Here is a 17,232-nt window from a genome sequence, read left to right as displayed (position 1 = left end):
CGATGAACCAGTCCAAGCGTATCGACCCTCTGCTGAGGCGGGCACAGGAACATGAAGATGCGGTCGCCCGCGACCTGGCCGAGCGCCAGCGCCTTCTCGACACTCACCTGTCGCGTCTGGACGAACTGCGACGTTATGCCGAGGAGTACGCCAACGCACAGATGGCCGCGACCAGTCCCGCCCAGCTGTTGAACCGGCGTGCGTTCCTTGACCGCCTCGACAGTGCGGTGGAGCAACAGCAGCGCACCGTCGACGGCAACCGCGAGAAGGTCGAAGCCGAACGCGCGCGCCTGATCCTGGCCAGCCGCGACAAGGCGGTACTGGAGCAGCTGGCCGCCAGCTATCGCGCACAGGAAAAGGTGGTGACAGACCGCCGCGACCAGCGCGAGATGGATGACATCGGCGCGCGCCGCTCCCGCCTGGCGCAGGCCGAGGACCAGGACGGCGCAGACACCGGAGGCCGTTCGTGACGCCCGCCGCGCTTTCCGGCAGCAGCACGACGGCCACTCCGCCCGGCGTGGGCAGCAGCCCGTCGCGCACGGCACGCAGCGAAGGCGGCAAGGACTTCGGTCAGCTGCTGCAGGGCGGTGCGCCCGTCCCGCCCACGGACAGCCCCGCGCCGACCGGCGTTGCGGCCACCGGCAGCGATGACGCCGCCAGCGTGCGGCCCCCCGCCAGCGAGCAGGCTACGGGCGAGGCCGCTGCGCCACCGGCCGGCAAGGCTGCGACCGACCAGGACGCGACGACGGAAACCGACGAAGCGCCCTGGCCTCCATTCGGTCTGGCCGGGCTGGTGCTGGCCACCCCGCTGCCCGCCGACCCTGCGGCCAGCGTCCCACCGTCCGCAACGGGCACAGCGCCTCCGGCCCTGGCGGCAACCGCCCCCCCATCGCCGGTTGCCGCGTCGCCTGCCGCCGTGGTGCAGTCACCCGCCACGGGCGTAGATGGCGAGGACGGCGCACTGTCCCTGCCCGTCCTGCCGACGGGCGACGCCGCGCTGGAGCGCAGCGGTGACACCGACAGCACGTTGCAGGGTGATCGTGCCCCGCCTGCACCCCTGCAGGCGCCCCTGCCCGCCGCACTGCAGGATCTGAAGGCGGCGCTGTCCAGCAACGCGGTCTTCAACGGTGAACCGACGCCGAAGCCGGTCCTTGGCGACGATGGATTCGACCAGGCCATTGGCGCCCGCCTGGGCTGGCTGGCCGACCAGAAGATCGGCCACGCCCACATCCGACTGAGCCCGGACGATCTGGGGCCGGTGGACGTACGCCTGCAGCTCAACGGTGACAAGGTCCACGCCAGTTTCAGCAGCCCGCACGTGGATGTCCGCCAGGCGCTGGAAAGCAGCCTGCCACGCCTGCGTGAACTGCTGGGCGAACAAGGCTTCCAGCTGGCCCACGCCGATGTCGGCCATCAGCCGGGCGGCGGTGGCGCACCTGCCGGCCAGGCCGGGCAGGAGGCAGGTCGGGGTGACGGAGAACCGACGCGGGGTGATGCCAGCCTGCCGGCCACCCCGTTGATCCGCCAGCGTGGCCTGCTGGACGCCTACGCCTGACGTGCGCGACCGACGCAGGCCCTGCCGACGGATTTCCGTCGCACCCTGCTCCCGGTGCATCGGCACACCCCTTGCATATCCCGGTGAAGCAACCCTCAGGAGCTTCACCTCGTGGCCGCAGCCGCTGACAAAACCAAGAAGAACGTCGAAAAGGACAAGGCCCGCACGCCGCGCAGTCCGATCCTGATCACCGCGCTGGTGGCCGTACTGGCTGCCGCTGCCGCCGGTGGCGGCGTGTGGTTCTTCACCCAGTCCACGCAGGAAGAAAAGACCAGCCAGGCGCCGAAGAAGAAGAACGCCACGCCGGCACCGGCGCAGTACTTCGCGCTGGAGCCCGCGTTCGTGGTCAACCTCAATGGTCCCATCGACGGCCCGCGCTACCTGCAGCTGGAAGTGCAGCTGATGACCCGTGATCCGGCCGCGCTGGAGGCGATCAAGACCCACGCCCCGGCCCTGCGTGCACGACTGCTGATGCTGTTCTCGCAGGTCGAGCCGGCACAGATCGCCGATATCGCCGGCAAGAAGAAGCTGCAGGCCGATTCGCTGGCCGAGGTGCAGAAGGTGCTCAAGGCCGAGACCGGCAGCAATGGTGCCGACGATCTGCTGTTCACCAGCTTCGTGACCCAGTAAGGGCCCACCGATGAATGATCTGCTGTCCCAGGACGAGATCGATGCCCTGCTCCACGGCGTGGACAGCGGCGCGGTCGAGACCGACCCGGAGCCGCCCTCCGGCGAAGCCCGTTCATACGACTTCGCCAGCCAGGACCGCATCATCCGCGGCCGTATGCCGACGCTGGAAATGGTCCACGAGCGCTTTGCGCGCCTGTGGCGCATCGGCCTGTTCAACCTGATCCGGCGCTCGGCCGAACTGTCGGTGCGCGGCATCGAGCTGATCAAGTTCAACGACTACATGCATTCGCTGTATGTGCCGACCAACCTGAACCTGATTCGTTTCAAGCCACTGCGCGGCACCGGCCTGATCGTGTTCGAGCCGACCCTGGTGTTCGCCATCGTCGACAACTTCTTCGGCGGCGACGGGCGCTACCCCACCCGGATCGAAGGCCGCGAGTTCACCGCCACCGAGATGCGCGTGATCCATCTGCTGCTGAAGCAGACCTTCGCCGACCTGCGCGAAGCGTGGGCACCGGTGATGGACGTGGAATTCGAGTACATCAACTCGGAGATCAACCCGCACTTCGCGAACATCGTGACCCCGCGCGAATACGTGGTGGTGTGCCGCCTGCATGTCGAGCTCGACGGCGGCGGCGGCGACATCCACGTCACCCTGCCGTACTCGATGCTCGAACCGATCCGGGAGCTGCTCGATGCCGGCATCCAGAGCGATCGCAATGACCGCGACGAAAGCTGGGGCCAGACCCTGCGCGAGCAGCTCAACATCGCCGAAGTGACCCTGTCCAGCGTGCTGGCCAGCAAGCGCATGACCCTGCGTGACCTGACCCGGTTGAAGGTCGGCGACATCCTGCCGATCGAGCTGAGCCCGCAGGTGCCGCTGTGCGTGGAGAACATCCCGGTGTTCACCGGCGAATTCGGCATCGCCAACGGCATGAATGCCGTGAAGATCACTGCTACCCATCCGCCGGGCACCCGCCCGCGCGTACCCGTCATCCAGGAAGACCCGCAATGAACGATACCGACGCCCTCGAACCGACTCCGGCCCAGTTCGGCACCCTGCACGCCGACGAGGCCTCCGGGGTCGATCTGAATCTGGACGTGATCCTCGACGTGCCGGTGACCCTGTCGCTGGAAGTCGGCCGCGCCCGCCTGCCGATCCGCAACCTGCTGCAGCTCAACCAGGGCTCGGTGGTGGAGCTGGAGCGTGGCGCCGGTGAATCGCTCGACGTATTCGTCAACGGCACCCTGATCGCGCATGGCGAGGTCGTGGTGATCAATGACCGCTTCGGCGTGCGCCTGACCGATGTGGTCAGCCCGAGCGAACGCATCCGGAGACTGCGTTGAGCCTGCTGGCGTCCACCCTGCTGGGCGTCGGCAAGGCCGCCGCCCCGGTCGGCCAGCACGCGGCCTCGGCACCGGGCCTGTTCGGCGCGGTGCTGGCGCTGCTGGCCGTGCTGGCCCTGGTGGTCGGCCTGGGCTGGCTGCTCAAGCGCCTGCCCGGCAGCGGCTTCCGCCCGGCCGACGGCATGAAGCTGGTGGCCAGCCTCAGCGTCGGCGCCAAGGAACGCGTCGTGGTGGTGGAGGTCAACGGCCAACAACTGCTGCTGGGCGTCACCGCCGGCAGCATCAACGCCCTGCACACCCTTTCCGAACCGCTGCCGCCGCCCGCGCCGGTGCGCGTGCCGGACCTGAAGAACCTGCCGAATTTCGCCCAGCTGCTGCAGCAGCGGCTGCGCAAGGACCCCTGACATGCGTGTCATCCGTACCCGTCCAGCTACCCTGATCGCGTGGCTGCTGCTGATTGCCCTGTGCCTGCTGCCCGCGCTCGCCTTTGCCGCGCCGGGCGCTGCTCCGACCACGCCACTGCCGGATGTCAACGTGGGCAGGATCGGTGGCCAGCCGGTCAGCCTGCCGCTGCAGACACTGCTGCTGATGACGGCGATCACCCTGATCCCGTCGATGCTGCTGGTGCTGACCTCGTTCACCCGCATCATCATCGTGCTGGGCCTGCTGCGGCAGGCACTGGGCACCGGCCAGACCCCGTCCAACCAGGTGCTGCTGGGCCTGGCCCTGTTCCTCACCGCGATGGTGATGATGCCGACCTGGGACAAGGCGTGGAGCAGCGGAATGGCGCCCTACCTCAACGGCCAGATCGACTTCCAGACCGCGTGGACACTGACCACCCAGCCGCTGCGCGGCTTCATGCTGGCGCAGATCCGCGAGACCGACCTGATGACCTTCGCCGGCATCGCCGGGCACGGCACCTACGCCAGCCCGGATGCGATCCCGTTCCCGGTCCTGGTCGCCTCGTTCGTGACCAGCGAACTGAAGACCGCCTTCGAGATCGGTTTCCTGATCTTCATCCCGTTCGTGATCATCGATCTGGTCGTGGCCAGCGTGCTGATGTCGATGGGCATGATGATGCTGTCGCCGATGCTGGTCTCGGCACCGTTCAAGATCCTGCTGTTCGTGCTCGTCGACGGCTGGGTGCTGACGGTGGGAACGCTGGCGGCCAGCTTCAATCCGGCGTGACCCGGACCGGCGTGATTGCAGGGGCCGCCCGCCATTGCCGGCGGCCGCATTGACCACCGCCGGGCAGGACCCGGCGCTACCGATGGAAAGACGATGTCTCCCGAACTTGCCCTGACCGAACTGCGTGGCGGCCTGATTGCCGTACTGTGGGTGGCTGGCCCGCTGCTGCTGACCGTACTGGTGGTAGGTGTGGTGGTCGGTGTCGTGCAGGCCGCGACCCAGCTCAATGAGCCCACCATCGCCTTCGTCGCCAAAGCGGCAGCGTTGACCGCCGTGCTGTTCGCCCTGGGCAGCCTGCTGATCGGCCATCTGGTCGAATACACCACGCTGCTGTTCCAGCGCATTCCGCACCTGATCGGCTAGGACGCGCACCGCGATGGATGCCGCCACCCAGATGGCTGCCGACGGCCTGCAGGCCTTCGGCATGATCGGCACCGTGCTGTGGACGATGCTGCGCATCGGCGCGGTAGCCATGGCCATGCCCATGGTCGGCACCCGTGCGGTGCCGGCGCGGATCCGCGTGGTACTGGCCGGTACCCTCGCCATCGCGCTCGCCCCGCTGCTGCCGCCCGTGCCGGAGTGGACCGGCTTCGATGCGGCCACCGTGCTGACCATCGCCCGTGAGCTGGCCATCGGCGTGGCCATCGGCTTCCTGCTGCGGCTGGTGTTCGAAGCTGGCGCGATGGCCGGCGAACTGGTGGCACAGGGCACCGGCCTGGCGTTCGCGCAGATGAGCGACCCCCTGCGCGGCGGCACCTCCGGCGTGATCGGGCAGTGGTTCTACCTGTTGTTCGGCCTGCTGTTCTTCACCGCGAACGGCCACCTCGCGCTGATCTCGCTGGTCGTGGACAGCTACCGGGCACTGCCGATCGGTGCGCCGCTGCCCGATCCGCACGCGTTCTTCAGCATCGCCCCGACATTCCTGCTGACCGTGCTGCGCGGTGCGCTGACACTGGCCATTCCGTTGACGGTGGCGATGCTGGCGGTGAACCTGGCGTTCGGCGTGCTCGCCCGTGCGGCACCTGCGCTCAATCCGATCCAGCTCGGCCTGCCGGTGTCGCTGCTGCTGGGCCTGTTCCTGCTGGTCCTGCTGGCCGGCGAAATGGGGCCCCCGGTGCAACGACTGTTCGATGCGGCGTTCCAGGCTGCGGACGCGGTCACACACTGACGCTTCCATCACGCTTTGCTGCTTGCCGTCCCCCCGGGGACGCGCGTTAGAGTGAATACGCGGCAACCGGGGGGATGCCGCACCTGGCGGCCGCTTCTGGCTGCCTGCCACATGCATGCCCCACCGTAGTTTCCGTCGACAGGCAGGTCCGGGAGACTGACGAATGCTGGTAGGCACGTACAACGCATGGCTGGTGGCAGTCTCGCTGTTGGTGGCCGTGATGGCTTCCTACACGGCATTGGCGATGGCCGGACGCACGGTCACGGCACCCGGCAGGGGCGCGACCTGGTGGTGGCGGCTCGGTGGCGGCTTCGCGATGGGCCTGGGCATCTGGTCGATGCACTTCATCGGCATGCTGGCCTTCGACCTGCCCATTCCGCTGGGGTACGACCTGCCGATCACCCTGCTGTCGCTCGCCCTGGCCATCGCCTCGTCGGTGTTCGCGCTCTGGCTGGTCTCGCTGCCCACCCTGCCACATCCACGCCTGGCAGGGGGCGCCTTGCTGATGGGCACCGGCATCGCCGGCATGCATTACGTCGGCATGGCCGCGATGCGCATGCAACCCGGCATCGACTACCACACGGGCTGGCTGCTGCTGTCGCTGCTGGTTGCGGTCGCTGCATCCTGGACCGCCCTCTACGTCGCCTTCCGCCTGCGCGCGCAGCGCACCCGGGTCGGTGACCGGCTGGCCGCCGCCGGCCTGCTCGGTCTGGCCATCGTGGGCATGCACTACACCGGCATGGCCGCCGCACGCTTTCCACAGGGCAGCATCTGCGGCGCTGCAGTGGGCGATGGCCTGCAGAGCACCTGGCTGGCGATGCTGGTGGTGGTGCTGACCGTCGCGATCCTGGCGGTGGTGCTGGTGGTGTCCTGGCTGGACCAGCGGGTGGAAGCGCAGCTGCTGCGCCTTCGCAACGCGATGCTGAGCACCTCGCTGACGGATGCGCAGGAGGAATTGACCCAGGCCGCGCTGCACGACCCCTTGACCCGCCTTCCGAACAGGCTGCTGCTGCAACGGCGCATCGTGCAGTCACTGGCCGAAGCCGAACAGGGCGGCAGCCGCTTCGCGGTGATGTTCATGGACCTGGATGGCTTCAAGCAGGTCAACGATGCCTATGGCCACCAGGCCGGCGATGCCCTGCTGGTGGCCGTCGCCGAGCGCACCCGCCAGCTGCTGCGGCCGAACGACCTGTTGGCGCGGCTCGGCGGCGACGAGTTCGTGCTGGTGGTGCGCATCGACCATGACGAGGACCTGCCGACCCTGGCCCGGCGCATCCTGCAGGCGGTGGGAGGCGGCCCGCTGCTGCCCGACAACGAACTGCAGGTGACTGCCAGCATCGGCATCGCCATCTGCCCCGACCACGCCGCCAGCGAACGCCAGCTGATGGCCTTCGCCGACGCTGCGATGTACCAGGCCAAGGAATCCGGCCGAAACTCCTTTGTCCTGTTCGCGGATTGGATGAACGACAGCGCCGAACAGCAGTTCCGCCTGCTGGCCGACCTGCGCCGGGCGATCGGCAGCGAACAGCTGTTCCTGCACTACCAGCCGAAGATCCGCGTGGCCACCCAGAAAGTCGCCGGCGCCGAGGCGCTGATCCGCTGGCGTCATCCGGAACAGGGCCTTATTCCACCGGATCGCTTCATCCGCCTGGCCGAGCGCAGCGGCGCGATCAACGAGATCGGCCGCTGGGCGCTGGACCAGGCGTGCCTGCAACTGCGGCACTGGCACGACGCCGGCCACGAGGGCTGGTCGATATCGGTCAACCTGTCGCCGGTCCAGTTCAGCTCGCCGCACCTGCTGCGCGATGTGCGCGACGTGATCGAACGGCATCGCATCACGCCGCGCAACCTGGTGCTGGAGATCACCGAAAGCACCGTGATGCGCGACACCGACACCAGTTTGCGGCTGCTGCAGGCGTTGTCGGTGCTGGGGGTCGGCATCTCCATCGACGATTTCGGCACCGGCTATTCCAGTCTGCTGTACCTCAAGCGCCTGCCGGCCACCGAGATCAAGATCGACCACGCCTTCGTGCGCGATCTCGAACACAGCGCGGAGGACGTGGTGATCGTATCGGCGATCGTGGCGCTGGGCCATGCACTGGACATGGACATTGTTGCCGAGGGCGTGGAAACGGCTGCCCAGCGTGCCTACCTTGAGCGGCTGGGGTGCGATTACCTGCAGGGCTACCTGCTCGGCCGCCCGGTCGATGCGGGCCGTTTCATGCAACTGCACGACCTGCCGCGGCCACGGGTGGAGCTGGCGCAGACCCCGCCCCCACCGGCCCCGCCGGGGTAACGTCGGACTCTCCGCGGCGGGCGGCCACCCACCGTATGATGGCCACGCGCCCGCCATTGCAAGGAACACCCCGTGACCTTACGCGCTCTTCTTGCTGGCCTGCTGCTGGCGCTCACCTGCACCGGCGTGGCCGCCAGCGATCTGCGGTGGTCGCTGCCCCGCGATGCGCCGCCAGCACAGGTGGACACGGCACTGCAGGCGCTGGGTACGGAGCTGTTGCAGTCGGCAACGCTGACCGATGCACAGCGCTGCCACGCGCTGCTGGCCACGGGTCGCTACGCCGAGGCACGCGCCATGATCGAGAAGCTGCGCGCGACGCTGGCCGCTGCCGGCGATGGCGCGGCGGCCCAGCGCTGGATGCCGATGCTGCTGGCAAGCACTGGCGCGCGGGATGCGGAAGCGTATTCGCGCGCCTTCCATTCGGCCTTTGCTGGCCTGGATGATGTTGCCGCCGTGCAGGCCGATGCAGCGCTTGCCTTGCCTCCCGCTGCGGTACAGGCGCAGCTGACGCAGGCGCTTGCGGCACAGGCCGATGCCGCCACCGTGCCGCAGTCAGCCGCGCTGGAGCTGGTGCGCCTGCAGGCTGTGTTGCGCGCGCAGACCCTGGCTGCGGCACTCGCCCCTGCACTGCTTGACGCAGAACAGCAACGCCGCTTCGTGATCGACAGCGGAGTGCGTATCCCCGTGGCCGAAGGGGTGGTGCTGTCCGCACAGCTGGCACGGCCCCGCAGCGCGTCCGCGCCGCTGCCGACGGCCATGCTGTTCACCATCTACACCGACCCGCCCAAGAACCGTCTGAAGATGCTGCTGGCCGCAGCCCACGGCTACGCCGGCATCGTGGTCGACGCACGCGGAAAAGGTCAGGGTACAGGCACCATCGCCCCCTACGAACACGACGGTGTGGACGCCAATGCCGCGATCGACTGGGTCAGCCGCCAGCCCTGGAGCGACGGTCGGGTCGCCATGTATGGCGGCAGCTATGAAGGATTCACCGCATGGGCGGCAGCGCGCCATCACCATCCGGCACTGAAGACCATCGTGCCCTACGTGGCTGCCATTCCGGGCCAGGGCCTGCCGATGGAGAACAACGTATTCCTCAGCGCCAACTACGGCTGGGCCTTCTACGTGGCCAATGGCCCGATGCTGGATGCCGACACCTATGGGCAGCAGGACCGGTGGTCACAGCTGCCCGGCCGCTGGTATGCCTCCGGCCGGCCGTACCGGCAGATCGACCAGATCGATGGCACCCCCAATCCCTGGCTGCAGCGCTGGCTCGCCCACCCGGCCTATGATGGTTACTGGCAGGCCATGGTGCCGTACGCCGAAGACTTCAGGGACATCCGCATTCCGGTGCTGACCATTACCGGCTACTACGACGACGGCCAGATTTCCGCGTTGCAGTACTTCACCGATCACATGCGCTACCGGCCGGACGCCGATCATGTCCTGCTGATCGGGCCGTATGACCACGGCGGTGCCCAGGCCGCCAGCAAGCCGATGCAGCTGCGCGGCTACACGGTGGACCCGGTCGCGCAGTTCGATACGCCTGCGCTGACCTTCCAGTGGCTGGACCACGTACTTCGCGGTGCCCCGCGCCCGGCGCTTCTGGCCGACCAGGTCAACTTCCAGCTGATGGGCAGCAACACCTGGGGGCATGCAGCCACCCTTGATGCCGCTGCCGGCGGCCATCGCACGTACTACCTGTCGACAGCCGCTGAGGGCGACCATCACCCGTTGCAGGAACAGCGGCCAACGCCGGGAACGCTGCGGCAGACGGTGGACCTTGCCGACCGCGAGGAAGTCCGGCATGGCTACTATCCGTTCCCGATCATGGCCGCCGGGGACGAGCCGGACACGGCACTGACCTTCCTTTCCGAGCCCTTCGCAGCACCGATGGACCTGATCGGACGCTTCTCGGGCGATCTGAAGGTCCGCATCAACAAGCGCGACATGGACTTCACGGTCACCGTGTACGAGCTGCTGCCCGATGGGCGCCGGATGCAGCTGTCCTACTACGTCGGCCGGGCCAGCCACGTACGCGACCCGACCACGCGGCAGCTGCTGGTGCCGGGGCGATGGACCGACCTGCCCTTCGATCGCACCCGCATGGTCGCCCGCCGTGTGGGCGCGGGCAGCCGGCTGCTGGTGAAGGTGGACGTGCTCAAGGACGCCATGCACCAGGTGAACCACGGCACCGGACGCGATGTCAGCGACGAGTCAGCCGCCGATGCCGGTGAGCCCCTGCAGGTGGACTGGCACAGCGACAGCACGCTGAGCATCCCGCTGCGGCCGGCCCTGCCCGGCTAGCATCGGCGCTGCCCCGGCGGTGAACCGCGCCGCGGAACAGTTCTTGCAGGCACCCCGGCATCCCCTGCCGCAGTGCCCGTGATGTCCGAGAACGAATCCGCCGGCGAAAAGACCGAACAACCCACCGAAAAACGCCTGCGCGAAGCCCGCGAACAGGGCAACCTGCCGCGTTCCCGCGAACTGGGGACCGCCGCGGTGTTCGGTGGCGGCGTGCTGGCGGTGATGGCCATGGGCGGCTCGATCGGCCGTGGTGCCACGCAATGGATGAAACAGGCGTTGAGTCCCGAGCAGGGGCTGCGGCAGAACCCGAAGGAACTGTTCGGCCACTTTGGCGACCTGCTGCTGCAGTTCATGCTGGTGATCACCCCGCTGGTGCTGGTCTGCCTGCTGGCCAGCTTCGTCGCCCCGCTGGTGATGGGCGGATTGCGCTGGTCGGCCAAAGCGATGATGCCCGACATCAATCGGCTGAACCCGCTGACCGGCCTCAAACGTCTGTACGGGCCGGAAGCCATCGCTGAATTCACCAAGTCACTGCTGCGCGTGGCGTTCGTGGGCGTCGCCGCCGGACTGGTGGTGTGGAGCGGCTTCGACACCCTGCGCGGGTTGATCCACCACCCACTGGAAACCGCCATCACCGATGGCCTGGGCTTCACCCTGCGACTGCTGCTGGCCACCGCCGGGGCAATGCTGGTGCTGGCGGCGATCGACGCGCCGTACCAGCGCTGGAACTGGATGCGCAAGCTGAAGATGACCCGCGAGGAACTGCGGCGGGAAATGAAGGAAAGCGAAGGCAGCCCGGAGGTGAAGGGCCGCATCCGCCAGCTCCAGCAGCAGATGGCCAACCGCCGGATGATGGAAGCGGTGCCCACCGCGGACGTGGTGGTGGTCAACCCGACCCACTACGCCGTGGCCCTGAAGTACGAGGGCGGCGCCATGAACGCGCCCACCGTGGTGGCGCTGGGCGTGGACGAGACCGCCCTGCGCATCCGTGAAGTGGCCGATGGCAACAAGGTCGCCATCGTCTCCGCCCCGCCTTTGGCACGCGCCTTGTATCGGGAAGGCCAACTCGGAAAGGAAATCCCCGTGAGACTGTATTCGGCCGTGGCCCAGGTCCTGTCCTACGTCTACCAGCTGCGCGCCTGGCGCACCGGCCCGATGCCGGGCGCCCCGCACATCGAGGTGGATGAATTCGGCAAGGGAGGCCGGGCATGAGCGCGCAGGCCTCGTCCGGATTCAACACCCGCCGGCTGCTGGAGATGATCCGCCAGGGCCTCGGCGCACCGCTGATCGTGCTGGCGCTGCTGGCGATGGTGGTGGTGCCGCTGGCGGCGCCCGTGCTCGATGCGCTGTTCACCTTCAACATCGCCATCTCGCTGATGGTGCTGCTGGCGGTGGTGTACGTGAAGCGCCCGCTGGATTTCACCATCTTCCCGATCGTGCTGCTGGTCACCACCATGCTGCGGCTGGCACTGAACGTGGCCTCCACCCGCGTCATCCTGCTCAATGGCCAGAACGGCCACGACGCGGCCGGCAAGGTCATCGCCGCGTTCGGTGAATTCGTGATCGGCGGCAACTATGCGGTCGGCATCGTGGTGTTCGCCATCCTGACCATCATCAACTTCGTGGTCATCACCAAGGGTGCCGGCCGTGTCTCGGAAGTGACCGCGCGCTTCATCCTCGACGCCATGCCCGGCAAGCAGATGGCCATCGATGCCGATCTCAACGCCGGCCTGCTGACGCGCGAAGAAGCCAAGCTGCGCCGCGAGGAGGTCCGCGAGGAAGCCGACTTCTATGGCGCGATGGACGGCGCCAGCAAGTTCATCCGCGGTGATGCGATTGCCGGCATCCTGATCCTGTTCATCAACATGCTCGGTGGCCTAGCCGTGGGCGTGCTGCAGCATGGCATGCCGTTCGGCGATGCCGCTGCGACCTACACCCTGCTGTCCATCGGTGACGGTCTGGTGGCGCAGCTGCCGGCCCTGCTGGTTTCCAGCGCAGTGGCGATGCTGGTCACCCGTGCCTCGCGCTCGCAGGACATGGCACAGGCGATGACCGGCCAGGTGTTCGGCCAGTACCGTGCCCTGGCCATCACGGCCGGCATCATCGGCCTGGTCGGCCTGGTGCCCGGCATGCCCAACGTCGCTTTCCTGACGCTTGCCTCCATTCTCGGCTTCATCGCCTGGAAGCTGTACCGGAAGGGACAGGCCCCGGCCCCGAGCGACGCTGCCGGCAGCGACCCCGGCGCGGTCAGTGCGCTGGGCCGACCGGCGGCGCCGGCCCCCACCGCGGAACTGAGCTGGGACGAACTGCGCCCGGTCGACCCGCTGGGGCTGGAGGTCGGTTACCGGCTGATTCCGCTGGTGGACAGCAATCAGGGCGGCGAACTCATGGCACGCATCAAGGGTGTGCGGCGCAAGCTGACCCAGGACGTGGGATTCCTGATTCCATCCGTGCACATCCGCGACAACCTGGAACTGCCGGCCAACGGCTACCGCGTGCTGGTGCATGGCGTGCCGGTGGCAACCGCCGAGATCCATCCCGACCGCGAACTGGCGCTGGACCCCGGCAGTGCGCTCGGCCCGCTGGACGGCATCGCCGGCAAGGATCCCGCCTTCGGCCTGGACGCTACCTGGATCCAGCCGCACCAGCGCGCCCAGGCCGAAACCATGGGCTACACCGTGGTCGACCCGGCCACCGTGGTCGCCACCCATCTTTCCCACCTCATCCGCGAGCATGCGCCGGAGCTGCTGGGCCACGAAGAGGTGCAGCACCTGCTGGCCAACCTCGCCAAGAGCGCACCCAAGCTCGTCGAAGATCTGACGCCCAAGGCGCTGCCGTTGTCGGCCGTGGTGCGGGTGCTGCAGAACCTGCTGGTGGAACGCATTCCGATCCGCCAGCTGCGCAAGATCGCCGAAGCACTGGTGGAGCACGCGCCGTCCAGCCAGGACCCGGCCACGCTCACCGCCGCAGTGCGCACCGCGCTCGGCCGCTTCATCGTGCAGGAGATCGCCGGAATGTCGGCGGAGCTGCCGGTGTTCACCCTCAACCCGCAATTGGAACGCGTCTTGCAGGAGTCCACGCAGGGCAACGGCGCCGCGCTGGAACCCGGGCTTGCCGAGCGACTGCATCAGAGTCTGGCCGAATGTGTCAGCAAGCAGGAAGCCCGCAACGAGCCCGCGGTCGTGCTGGTTCCCGGCCCGGTACGTGCCGCGTTGGCACGCCTGGTCCGTCACAGCGTTCCGTCGCTGTCGGTACTGGCGTACAGCGAAGTGCCGGAGGACAAGCGCCTGAAGCTGGTCGGAACGATCAGCTGACGCCGCCCACCGATGCGTCAGAAAACAGACACCACCTTCGAACCACCGCAACAGACAGATGCCAAGGGGAACCCGTTCCGTGCAGACCACCGACCACCCGCGTTCTCCCACCACCACCCCGCCGTCCCCGTCCCGTGACCACAGCATGAAAATCAAACGATTCGTCGCCGCCGACATGCGCTCGGCCATGAACCTGGTGCGCAAGGAACATGGTCCCGATGCTGTGATCCTGTCCAACCGCCGGATCGAGGAAGGCGTCGAGATCGTCGCCGCAGCCAACTATGACGAGAGCGCGGTGCAACGCGCGCTGGAAGCCTCGCGGCGCGACGTGGCTCCGCCGCCGCCGAAACCGCGCACCGCCGCGGATGCAGTGATCGCCGCAGTCACCCGCCGCCGCTCCGCGACACCGGCCCAGCAGCCGGTGACCGCCACCACATCGGCCGTGGCCGCCCTCGCCCGCGCGGCCGTCGGTGCCACCGGCCGCACCCTGGACAGTGCGGACGAGATCGTGCCCACCCGCGGCAGTTCCGGCTTCGCTGCCACCCTGGCGCGTGCCACCGTCAACGATCCGGCACTGCCGGAGCAGATCTTCGCGCCGTTCGCGAGCGCCGTCGTGGCTCCCGCACCGGCGCCCGCCAACCGCGCCCGTTTCCTGATCGACCCGCCGCAGGACGAGCATCACGAATCCCCCGCGCCGGCAGTGCTGCCGCCGCCGCTGCCGATCACCACTGCGGCCACTGCGCAGGCCGAGTCCGTGCACCCCGAGCCGCCGTACGCGCAGGACGTTGCCGAGACCACGCCAGCCCCTGCCGCTGCCGCTGAAGCGGAGACCGCGCCGGCCCCGGCGCCGCTCCTTGCCCCGGCGCCGGTACTGACGGTGGTTGCACAGGACGATGCCGAGATCCGCCAGCTGCGCCACGAAGTGGCCGGCATGCGCCAGGTCATCGAGCGCGAGATGAACCGCTTCACCGACGAGCGCCTGCGCGGCTGCCCGGTGCGGGCGACCGCCCTGGACCTGATGGACGAGTACGGATTCGATGCCGGGCTGGCCCGCGATGTGGCCATGCAGATACCGCTGGATACCGAAGCCCACCGGGGCCGCGGGCTGATGCTGGGCCTGATCTCGCGCAGGCTGCCGATCGCGCCGGTCGATCCGCTGGAAGAAGGCGGCGTGATCGCTCTGGTCGGTCCAACCGGGGCCGGCAAGACCACCACCATCGCCAAGCTCGCCTCGCGCTTCGCCGAGAAGCACGCGCCGCGCGATGTGGCCCTGGTCACCACCGACACACTGCGCATCGGTGCCCGCGAGCAGCTGTACGGCTATGGCCGCCAGCTCGGCATCGCGGTGCATGAAGCCAACAGCGGTACCGACCTGGACCAGTTGCTGGAGCGCCTGAAGGACTACAAGCTGGTGCTGATCGATACCGCCGGCCTGGGCCCGCGCGACCGCGCCCTGGCCGCGCAGCTGCAGTGGCTGCGTGCCGCCCGCCAGGTCCGCACTCTGCTGGTGCTGCCGGCCAATACCAGCTTTGGCGACATGGACGAGGTGGTGCGCCGCTTCGGCGCGGCCAACCTGCAGGGCCTGGTGCTTAGCAAGCTGGATGAGACCGGCCGCTTCGGCAACGCCCTGTCAGTGGCGGTAGACCACGCGCTGCCGATCACCTGGGTGACCGATGGCCAGGACGTTCCGGACGACCTGCACCGGGCCAGCGCGGCCAATCTTGTACTTCGCCTTGAAGATTTGCGCCGAGCGGCCGATATGCCCTGCAACCCGGAGTTGAACCATGCCGTCGCGTGAGTACGCCAAGCTGACCAAGACCTTCCCGCTGTCGGCCACCCGCAGCGAGCCGCTCGGCCCTGTGCGCACCATCGCCGTGACCGGCGGCAAGGGCGGCGTCGGCAAGACCAACGTCTCGGCCAACCTGGCCGTGGCGCTGGCCGGCATGGGCAAGCGCACGCTGCTGCTCGACGCCGACCTGGGCCTGGCCAACATCGACGTGATCCTCGGCCTGAATCCCACCCACACCCTGGCGGATCTGGTCGCCGGCCGCTGCTCGCTGGAAGACGTGATCGTCGAAGGTCCGAACGGCGTGCTGGTGGTGCCGGCCGCGTCCGGTCGGCGGCACATGGCCGAGCTGGCCCCGGCCGAGCACATCGGCCTGGTGAACGTGTTCTCCGAACTGGAACGCGAGCTGGACATCATGGTGGTGGACACCGCCGCCGGCATCACCGATGGCGTGCTGACCTTCTGCCAGGCCGCACAGGACACCGTTGTCGTGGTCTGCGACGAGCCGGCCTCGATCACCGACGCCTACGCACTGATCAAGGTGCTGTCGCGCGAGCGCGGCGTGGACCGCATCCAGGTGGTGGCCAACATGGTGCGCGACCCCAACGAGGGCCGCGTGCTGTATGAAAAGCTGACCCGGGTCTGCGAGAAGTTCCTTGCCGATGTCTCGCTGAACTACCTGGGCTGCGTGCCGCAGGATGACTGGCTGCGCCTGTCGGTGCAGCGCCAGCAGCCGGTGGTGAAGGCCTATCCATCCAGCCCGGCGGCGCTGGCGATCACCGAGATCGCCCGTCGCACCGCCCGCTGGCAGGCCCCCACCGAGCCACGCGGTGGCGTTGAATTCTTCCTCGAGCGCATCCTCAAGCAACGCGGGGTGGCAGCATGAAAGGCGCGGCCCAGTACAGGGAAGTCCAGCGCTCGGCGGCGACCGAGGTCATCGCCCAGCACTCGGACCTGGTGCGGCGCATCGCCCATCACCTGGCCGCACGCCTGCCGGCCAGCGTCGAAGTGGACGACCTGATCCAGGCCGGCATGATGGGCCTGATCGAAGCCTCGCGCAGCTACGACGCCGACCAGGGTGCCTCGTTCGAGACCTATGCCTCGATCCGCATCCGCGGCTCGATGATCGACGAGATCCGCCGCGGCGACTGGGTACCGCGCTCGGTGCATCGGCGCGCCCGCGATGCGGCCGCCACCATCCGCCGCCTGGAGCAGACCACGGGCCGTGCAGCCAGTGCCACCGAGGTGGCGGCGGCCATGGACATGCCACTGCCCGAATACCTGCGGCTGATGGAGGACGCCTCGCGCGGCCAGGTGCTGAGCCTGGAATCGCGCATCGAAGACCAGGGCGAACTGGACACCGTCGCCCAGGGCGGACCGACACCGCAGCAGGTCCTGGAACGTGGCGAGTTCGGCCGCGAACTGGGCAAGGCCATCGGCCATCTGCCCGAGCGCGAACAGCTGGTGCTCTCGCTGTACTACGAGCAGGAGCTGAACCTGAAGGAGATCGGCGCGGTTCTCGGCGTGAGCGAATCGCGCGTCTGCCAGATCCACGGCCAGGCCGTGCTGCGCTTGCGCGGCCGGCTGAAGATCTTCGAGGCCGCGGATGCCGGGCTTGAAGAATGAACATGCCTGCGGCGG

General features: G+C 68.3%; 16 protein-coding genes. All 16 read left to right on the top strand.

The annotated features are described in order from the left end of the window. Positions 1 to 2 precede the first annotated feature (2 nt). The 16 genes from fliJ to ACX9OW_RS04240 all read left to right on the top strand — a co-directional run bounded on the left by fliJ (position 3) and on the right by ACX9OW_RS04240 (position 17,217). A complete protein-coding gene (fliJ, locus tag ACX9OW_RS04315) occupies positions 3 to 470 on the top strand; it encodes a flagellar export protein FliJ (RefSeq protein ID WP_065183030.1) in 468 nt (155 codons plus the stop codon). Continuing rightward, positions 467 to 1,555, top strand: a complete 1,089-nt coding sequence (locus tag ACX9OW_RS04310; RefSeq protein ID WP_277381740.1) for a flagellar hook-length control protein FliK — start codon at positions 467 to 469, stop codon at positions 1,553 to 1,555. Before fliJ ends, ACX9OW_RS04310 begins: the two co-directional genes overlap by 4 nt. Positions 1,556 to 1,666: 111 nt before the next feature. Further along, positions 1,667 to 2,185, top strand: a complete 519-nt coding sequence (locus tag ACX9OW_RS04305) for a flagellar basal body-associated FliL family protein (RefSeq protein WP_053519600.1) — start codon at positions 1,667 to 1,669, stop codon at positions 2,183 to 2,185. 10 nt (positions 2,186 to 2,195) lie between these two features. After that, positions 2,196 to 3,200 (top strand): flagellar motor switch protein FliM, encoded by a 1,005-nt coding sequence (gene fliM, locus ACX9OW_RS04300; RefSeq protein WP_065176161.1) that lies wholly within the window; start codon positions 2,196 to 2,198, stop codon positions 3,198 to 3,200. Then, positions 3,197 to 3,532 (top strand): flagellar motor switch protein FliN, encoded by a 336-nt coding sequence (fliN, locus tag ACX9OW_RS04295; RefSeq protein WP_053519602.1) that lies wholly within the window; start codon positions 3,197 to 3,199, stop codon positions 3,530 to 3,532. Before fliM ends, fliN begins: the two co-directional genes overlap by 4 nt. Next, positions 3,529 to 3,936 (top strand): flagellar biosynthetic protein FliO, encoded by a 408-nt coding sequence (fliO, locus tag ACX9OW_RS04290; RefSeq protein ID WP_053519603.1) that lies wholly within the window; start codon positions 3,529 to 3,531, stop codon positions 3,934 to 3,936. Before fliN ends, fliO begins: the two co-directional genes overlap by 4 nt. Before the next feature lies 1 nt (position 3,937). Beyond that, entirely contained in the window at positions 3,938 to 4,720 is a 783-nt protein-coding gene (fliP, locus tag ACX9OW_RS04285) for a flagellar type III secretion system pore protein FliP (RefSeq protein WP_053519604.1), read from the top strand. A gap of 93 nt (positions 4,721 to 4,813) precedes the next feature. Then, on the top strand, positions 4,814 to 5,083 hold the full coding sequence (locus tag ACX9OW_RS04280; protein WP_053519605.1) for a flagellar biosynthetic protein FliQ: 270 nt from the start codon (positions 4,814 to 4,816) through the stop codon (positions 5,081 to 5,083). A 13-nt stretch (positions 5,084 to 5,096) separates the two neighbouring features. Continuing rightward, positions 5,097 to 5,888: a flagellar biosynthetic protein FliR gene (fliR, locus tag ACX9OW_RS04275; RefSeq protein ID WP_053519606.1), complete on the top strand. Its 792-nt coding sequence runs from the start codon at positions 5,097 to 5,099 to the stop codon at positions 5,886 to 5,888. A gap of 163 nt (positions 5,889 to 6,051) precedes the next feature. Then, on the top strand, positions 6,052 to 8,184 hold the full coding sequence (locus ACX9OW_RS04270) for a putative bifunctional diguanylate cyclase/phosphodiesterase (RefSeq protein ID WP_111186092.1): 2,133 nt from the start codon (positions 6,052 to 6,054) through the stop codon (positions 8,182 to 8,184). A gap of 72 nt (positions 8,185 to 8,256) precedes the next feature. Beyond that, positions 8,257 to 10,491, top strand: coding sequence for a CocE/NonD family hydrolase (locus tag ACX9OW_RS04265; RefSeq protein WP_459061982.1), 2,235 nt, complete (start codon positions 8,257 to 8,259; stop codon positions 10,489 to 10,491). A gap of 81 nt (positions 10,492 to 10,572) precedes the next feature. Then, on the top strand, positions 10,573 to 11,703 hold the full coding sequence (gene flhB / locus ACX9OW_RS04260; RefSeq protein WP_053520068.1) for a flagellar biosynthesis protein FlhB: 1,131 nt from the start codon (positions 10,573 to 10,575) through the stop codon (positions 11,701 to 11,703). After that, entirely contained in the window at positions 11,700 to 13,805 is a 2,106-nt protein-coding gene (gene flhA, locus ACX9OW_RS04255; RefSeq protein ID WP_065176156.1) for a flagellar biosynthesis protein FlhA, read from the top strand. Before flhB ends, flhA begins: the two co-directional genes overlap by 4 nt. Before the next feature lie 145 nt (positions 13,806 to 13,950). Beyond that, positions 13,951 to 15,603 carry a flagellar biosynthesis protein FlhF gene (gene flhF / locus ACX9OW_RS04250; RefSeq protein WP_253118435.1) on the top strand — a complete coding sequence of 551 codons (1,653 nt, stop codon included), beginning with the start codon at positions 13,951 to 13,953 and terminating at the stop codon, positions 15,601 to 15,603. Then, positions 15,590 to 16,477 (top strand): MinD/ParA family ATP-binding protein, encoded by an 888-nt coding sequence (locus tag ACX9OW_RS04245; protein ID WP_053520065.1) that lies wholly within the window; start codon positions 15,590 to 15,592, stop codon positions 16,475 to 16,477. The genes flhF and ACX9OW_RS04245 overlap by 14 nt, the downstream gene beginning before the upstream one ends. After that, entirely contained in the window at positions 16,474 to 17,217 is a 744-nt protein-coding gene (locus ACX9OW_RS04240) for an RNA polymerase sigma factor FliA (RefSeq protein WP_053520064.1), read from the top strand. The genes ACX9OW_RS04245 and ACX9OW_RS04240 overlap by 4 nt, the downstream gene beginning before the upstream one ends. The last annotated feature ends 15 nt before the right edge of the window (positions 17,218 to 17,232 follow it).

It is taken from the genome of Stenotrophomonas genospecies 5, assembly GCF_054473825.1.
This window is presented reverse-complemented; position numbering and strand designations above follow the sequence as displayed.

Excerpts from the sequence above, each read along its gene's own strand:
- fliJ (WP_065183030.1), top strand. The coding sequence starts at position 3 with ATGAACCAGTCCAAGCGTATCGACCCTCTGCTGAGGCGGGCACAGGAA.
- fliM (WP_065176161.1), top strand. The coding sequence starts at position 2,196 with ATGAATGATCTGCTGTCCCAGGACGAGATCGATGCCCTGCTCCACGGC.
- fliN (WP_053519602.1), top strand. The coding sequence starts at position 3,197 with ATGAACGATACCGACGCCCTCGAACCGACTCCGGCCCAGTTCGGCACC.
- fliP (WP_053519604.1), top strand. The coding sequence starts at position 3,938 with ATGCGTGTCATCCGTACCCGTCCAGCTACCCTGATCGCGTGGCTGCTG.
- ACX9OW_RS04280 (WP_053519605.1), top strand. The coding sequence starts at position 4,814 with ATGTCTCCCGAACTTGCCCTGACCGAACTGCGTGGCGGCCTGATTGCC.
- fliR (WP_053519606.1), top strand. The coding sequence starts at position 5,097 with ATGGATGCCGCCACCCAGATGGCTGCCGACGGCCTGCAGGCCTTCGGC.
- ACX9OW_RS04270 (WP_111186092.1), top strand. The coding sequence starts at position 6,052 with ATGCTGGTAGGCACGTACAACGCATGGCTGGTGGCAGTCTCGCTGTTG.
- flhB (WP_053520068.1), top strand. The coding sequence starts at position 10,573 with ATGTCCGAGAACGAATCCGCCGGCGAAAAGACCGAACAACCCACCGAA.
- flhA (WP_065176156.1), top strand. The coding sequence starts at position 11,700 with ATGAGCGCGCAGGCCTCGTCCGGATTCAACACCCGCCGGCTGCTGGAG.
- flhF (WP_253118435.1), top strand. The coding sequence starts at position 13,951 with ATGAAAATCAAACGATTCGTCGCCGCCGACATGCGCTCGGCCATGAAC.
- ACX9OW_RS04245 (WP_053520065.1), top strand. The coding sequence starts at position 15,590 with ATGCCGTCGCGTGAGTACGCCAAGCTGACCAAGACCTTCCCGCTGTCG.
- ACX9OW_RS04240 (WP_053520064.1), top strand. The coding sequence starts at position 16,474 with ATGAAAGGCGCGGCCCAGTACAGGGAAGTCCAGCGCTCGGCGGCGACC.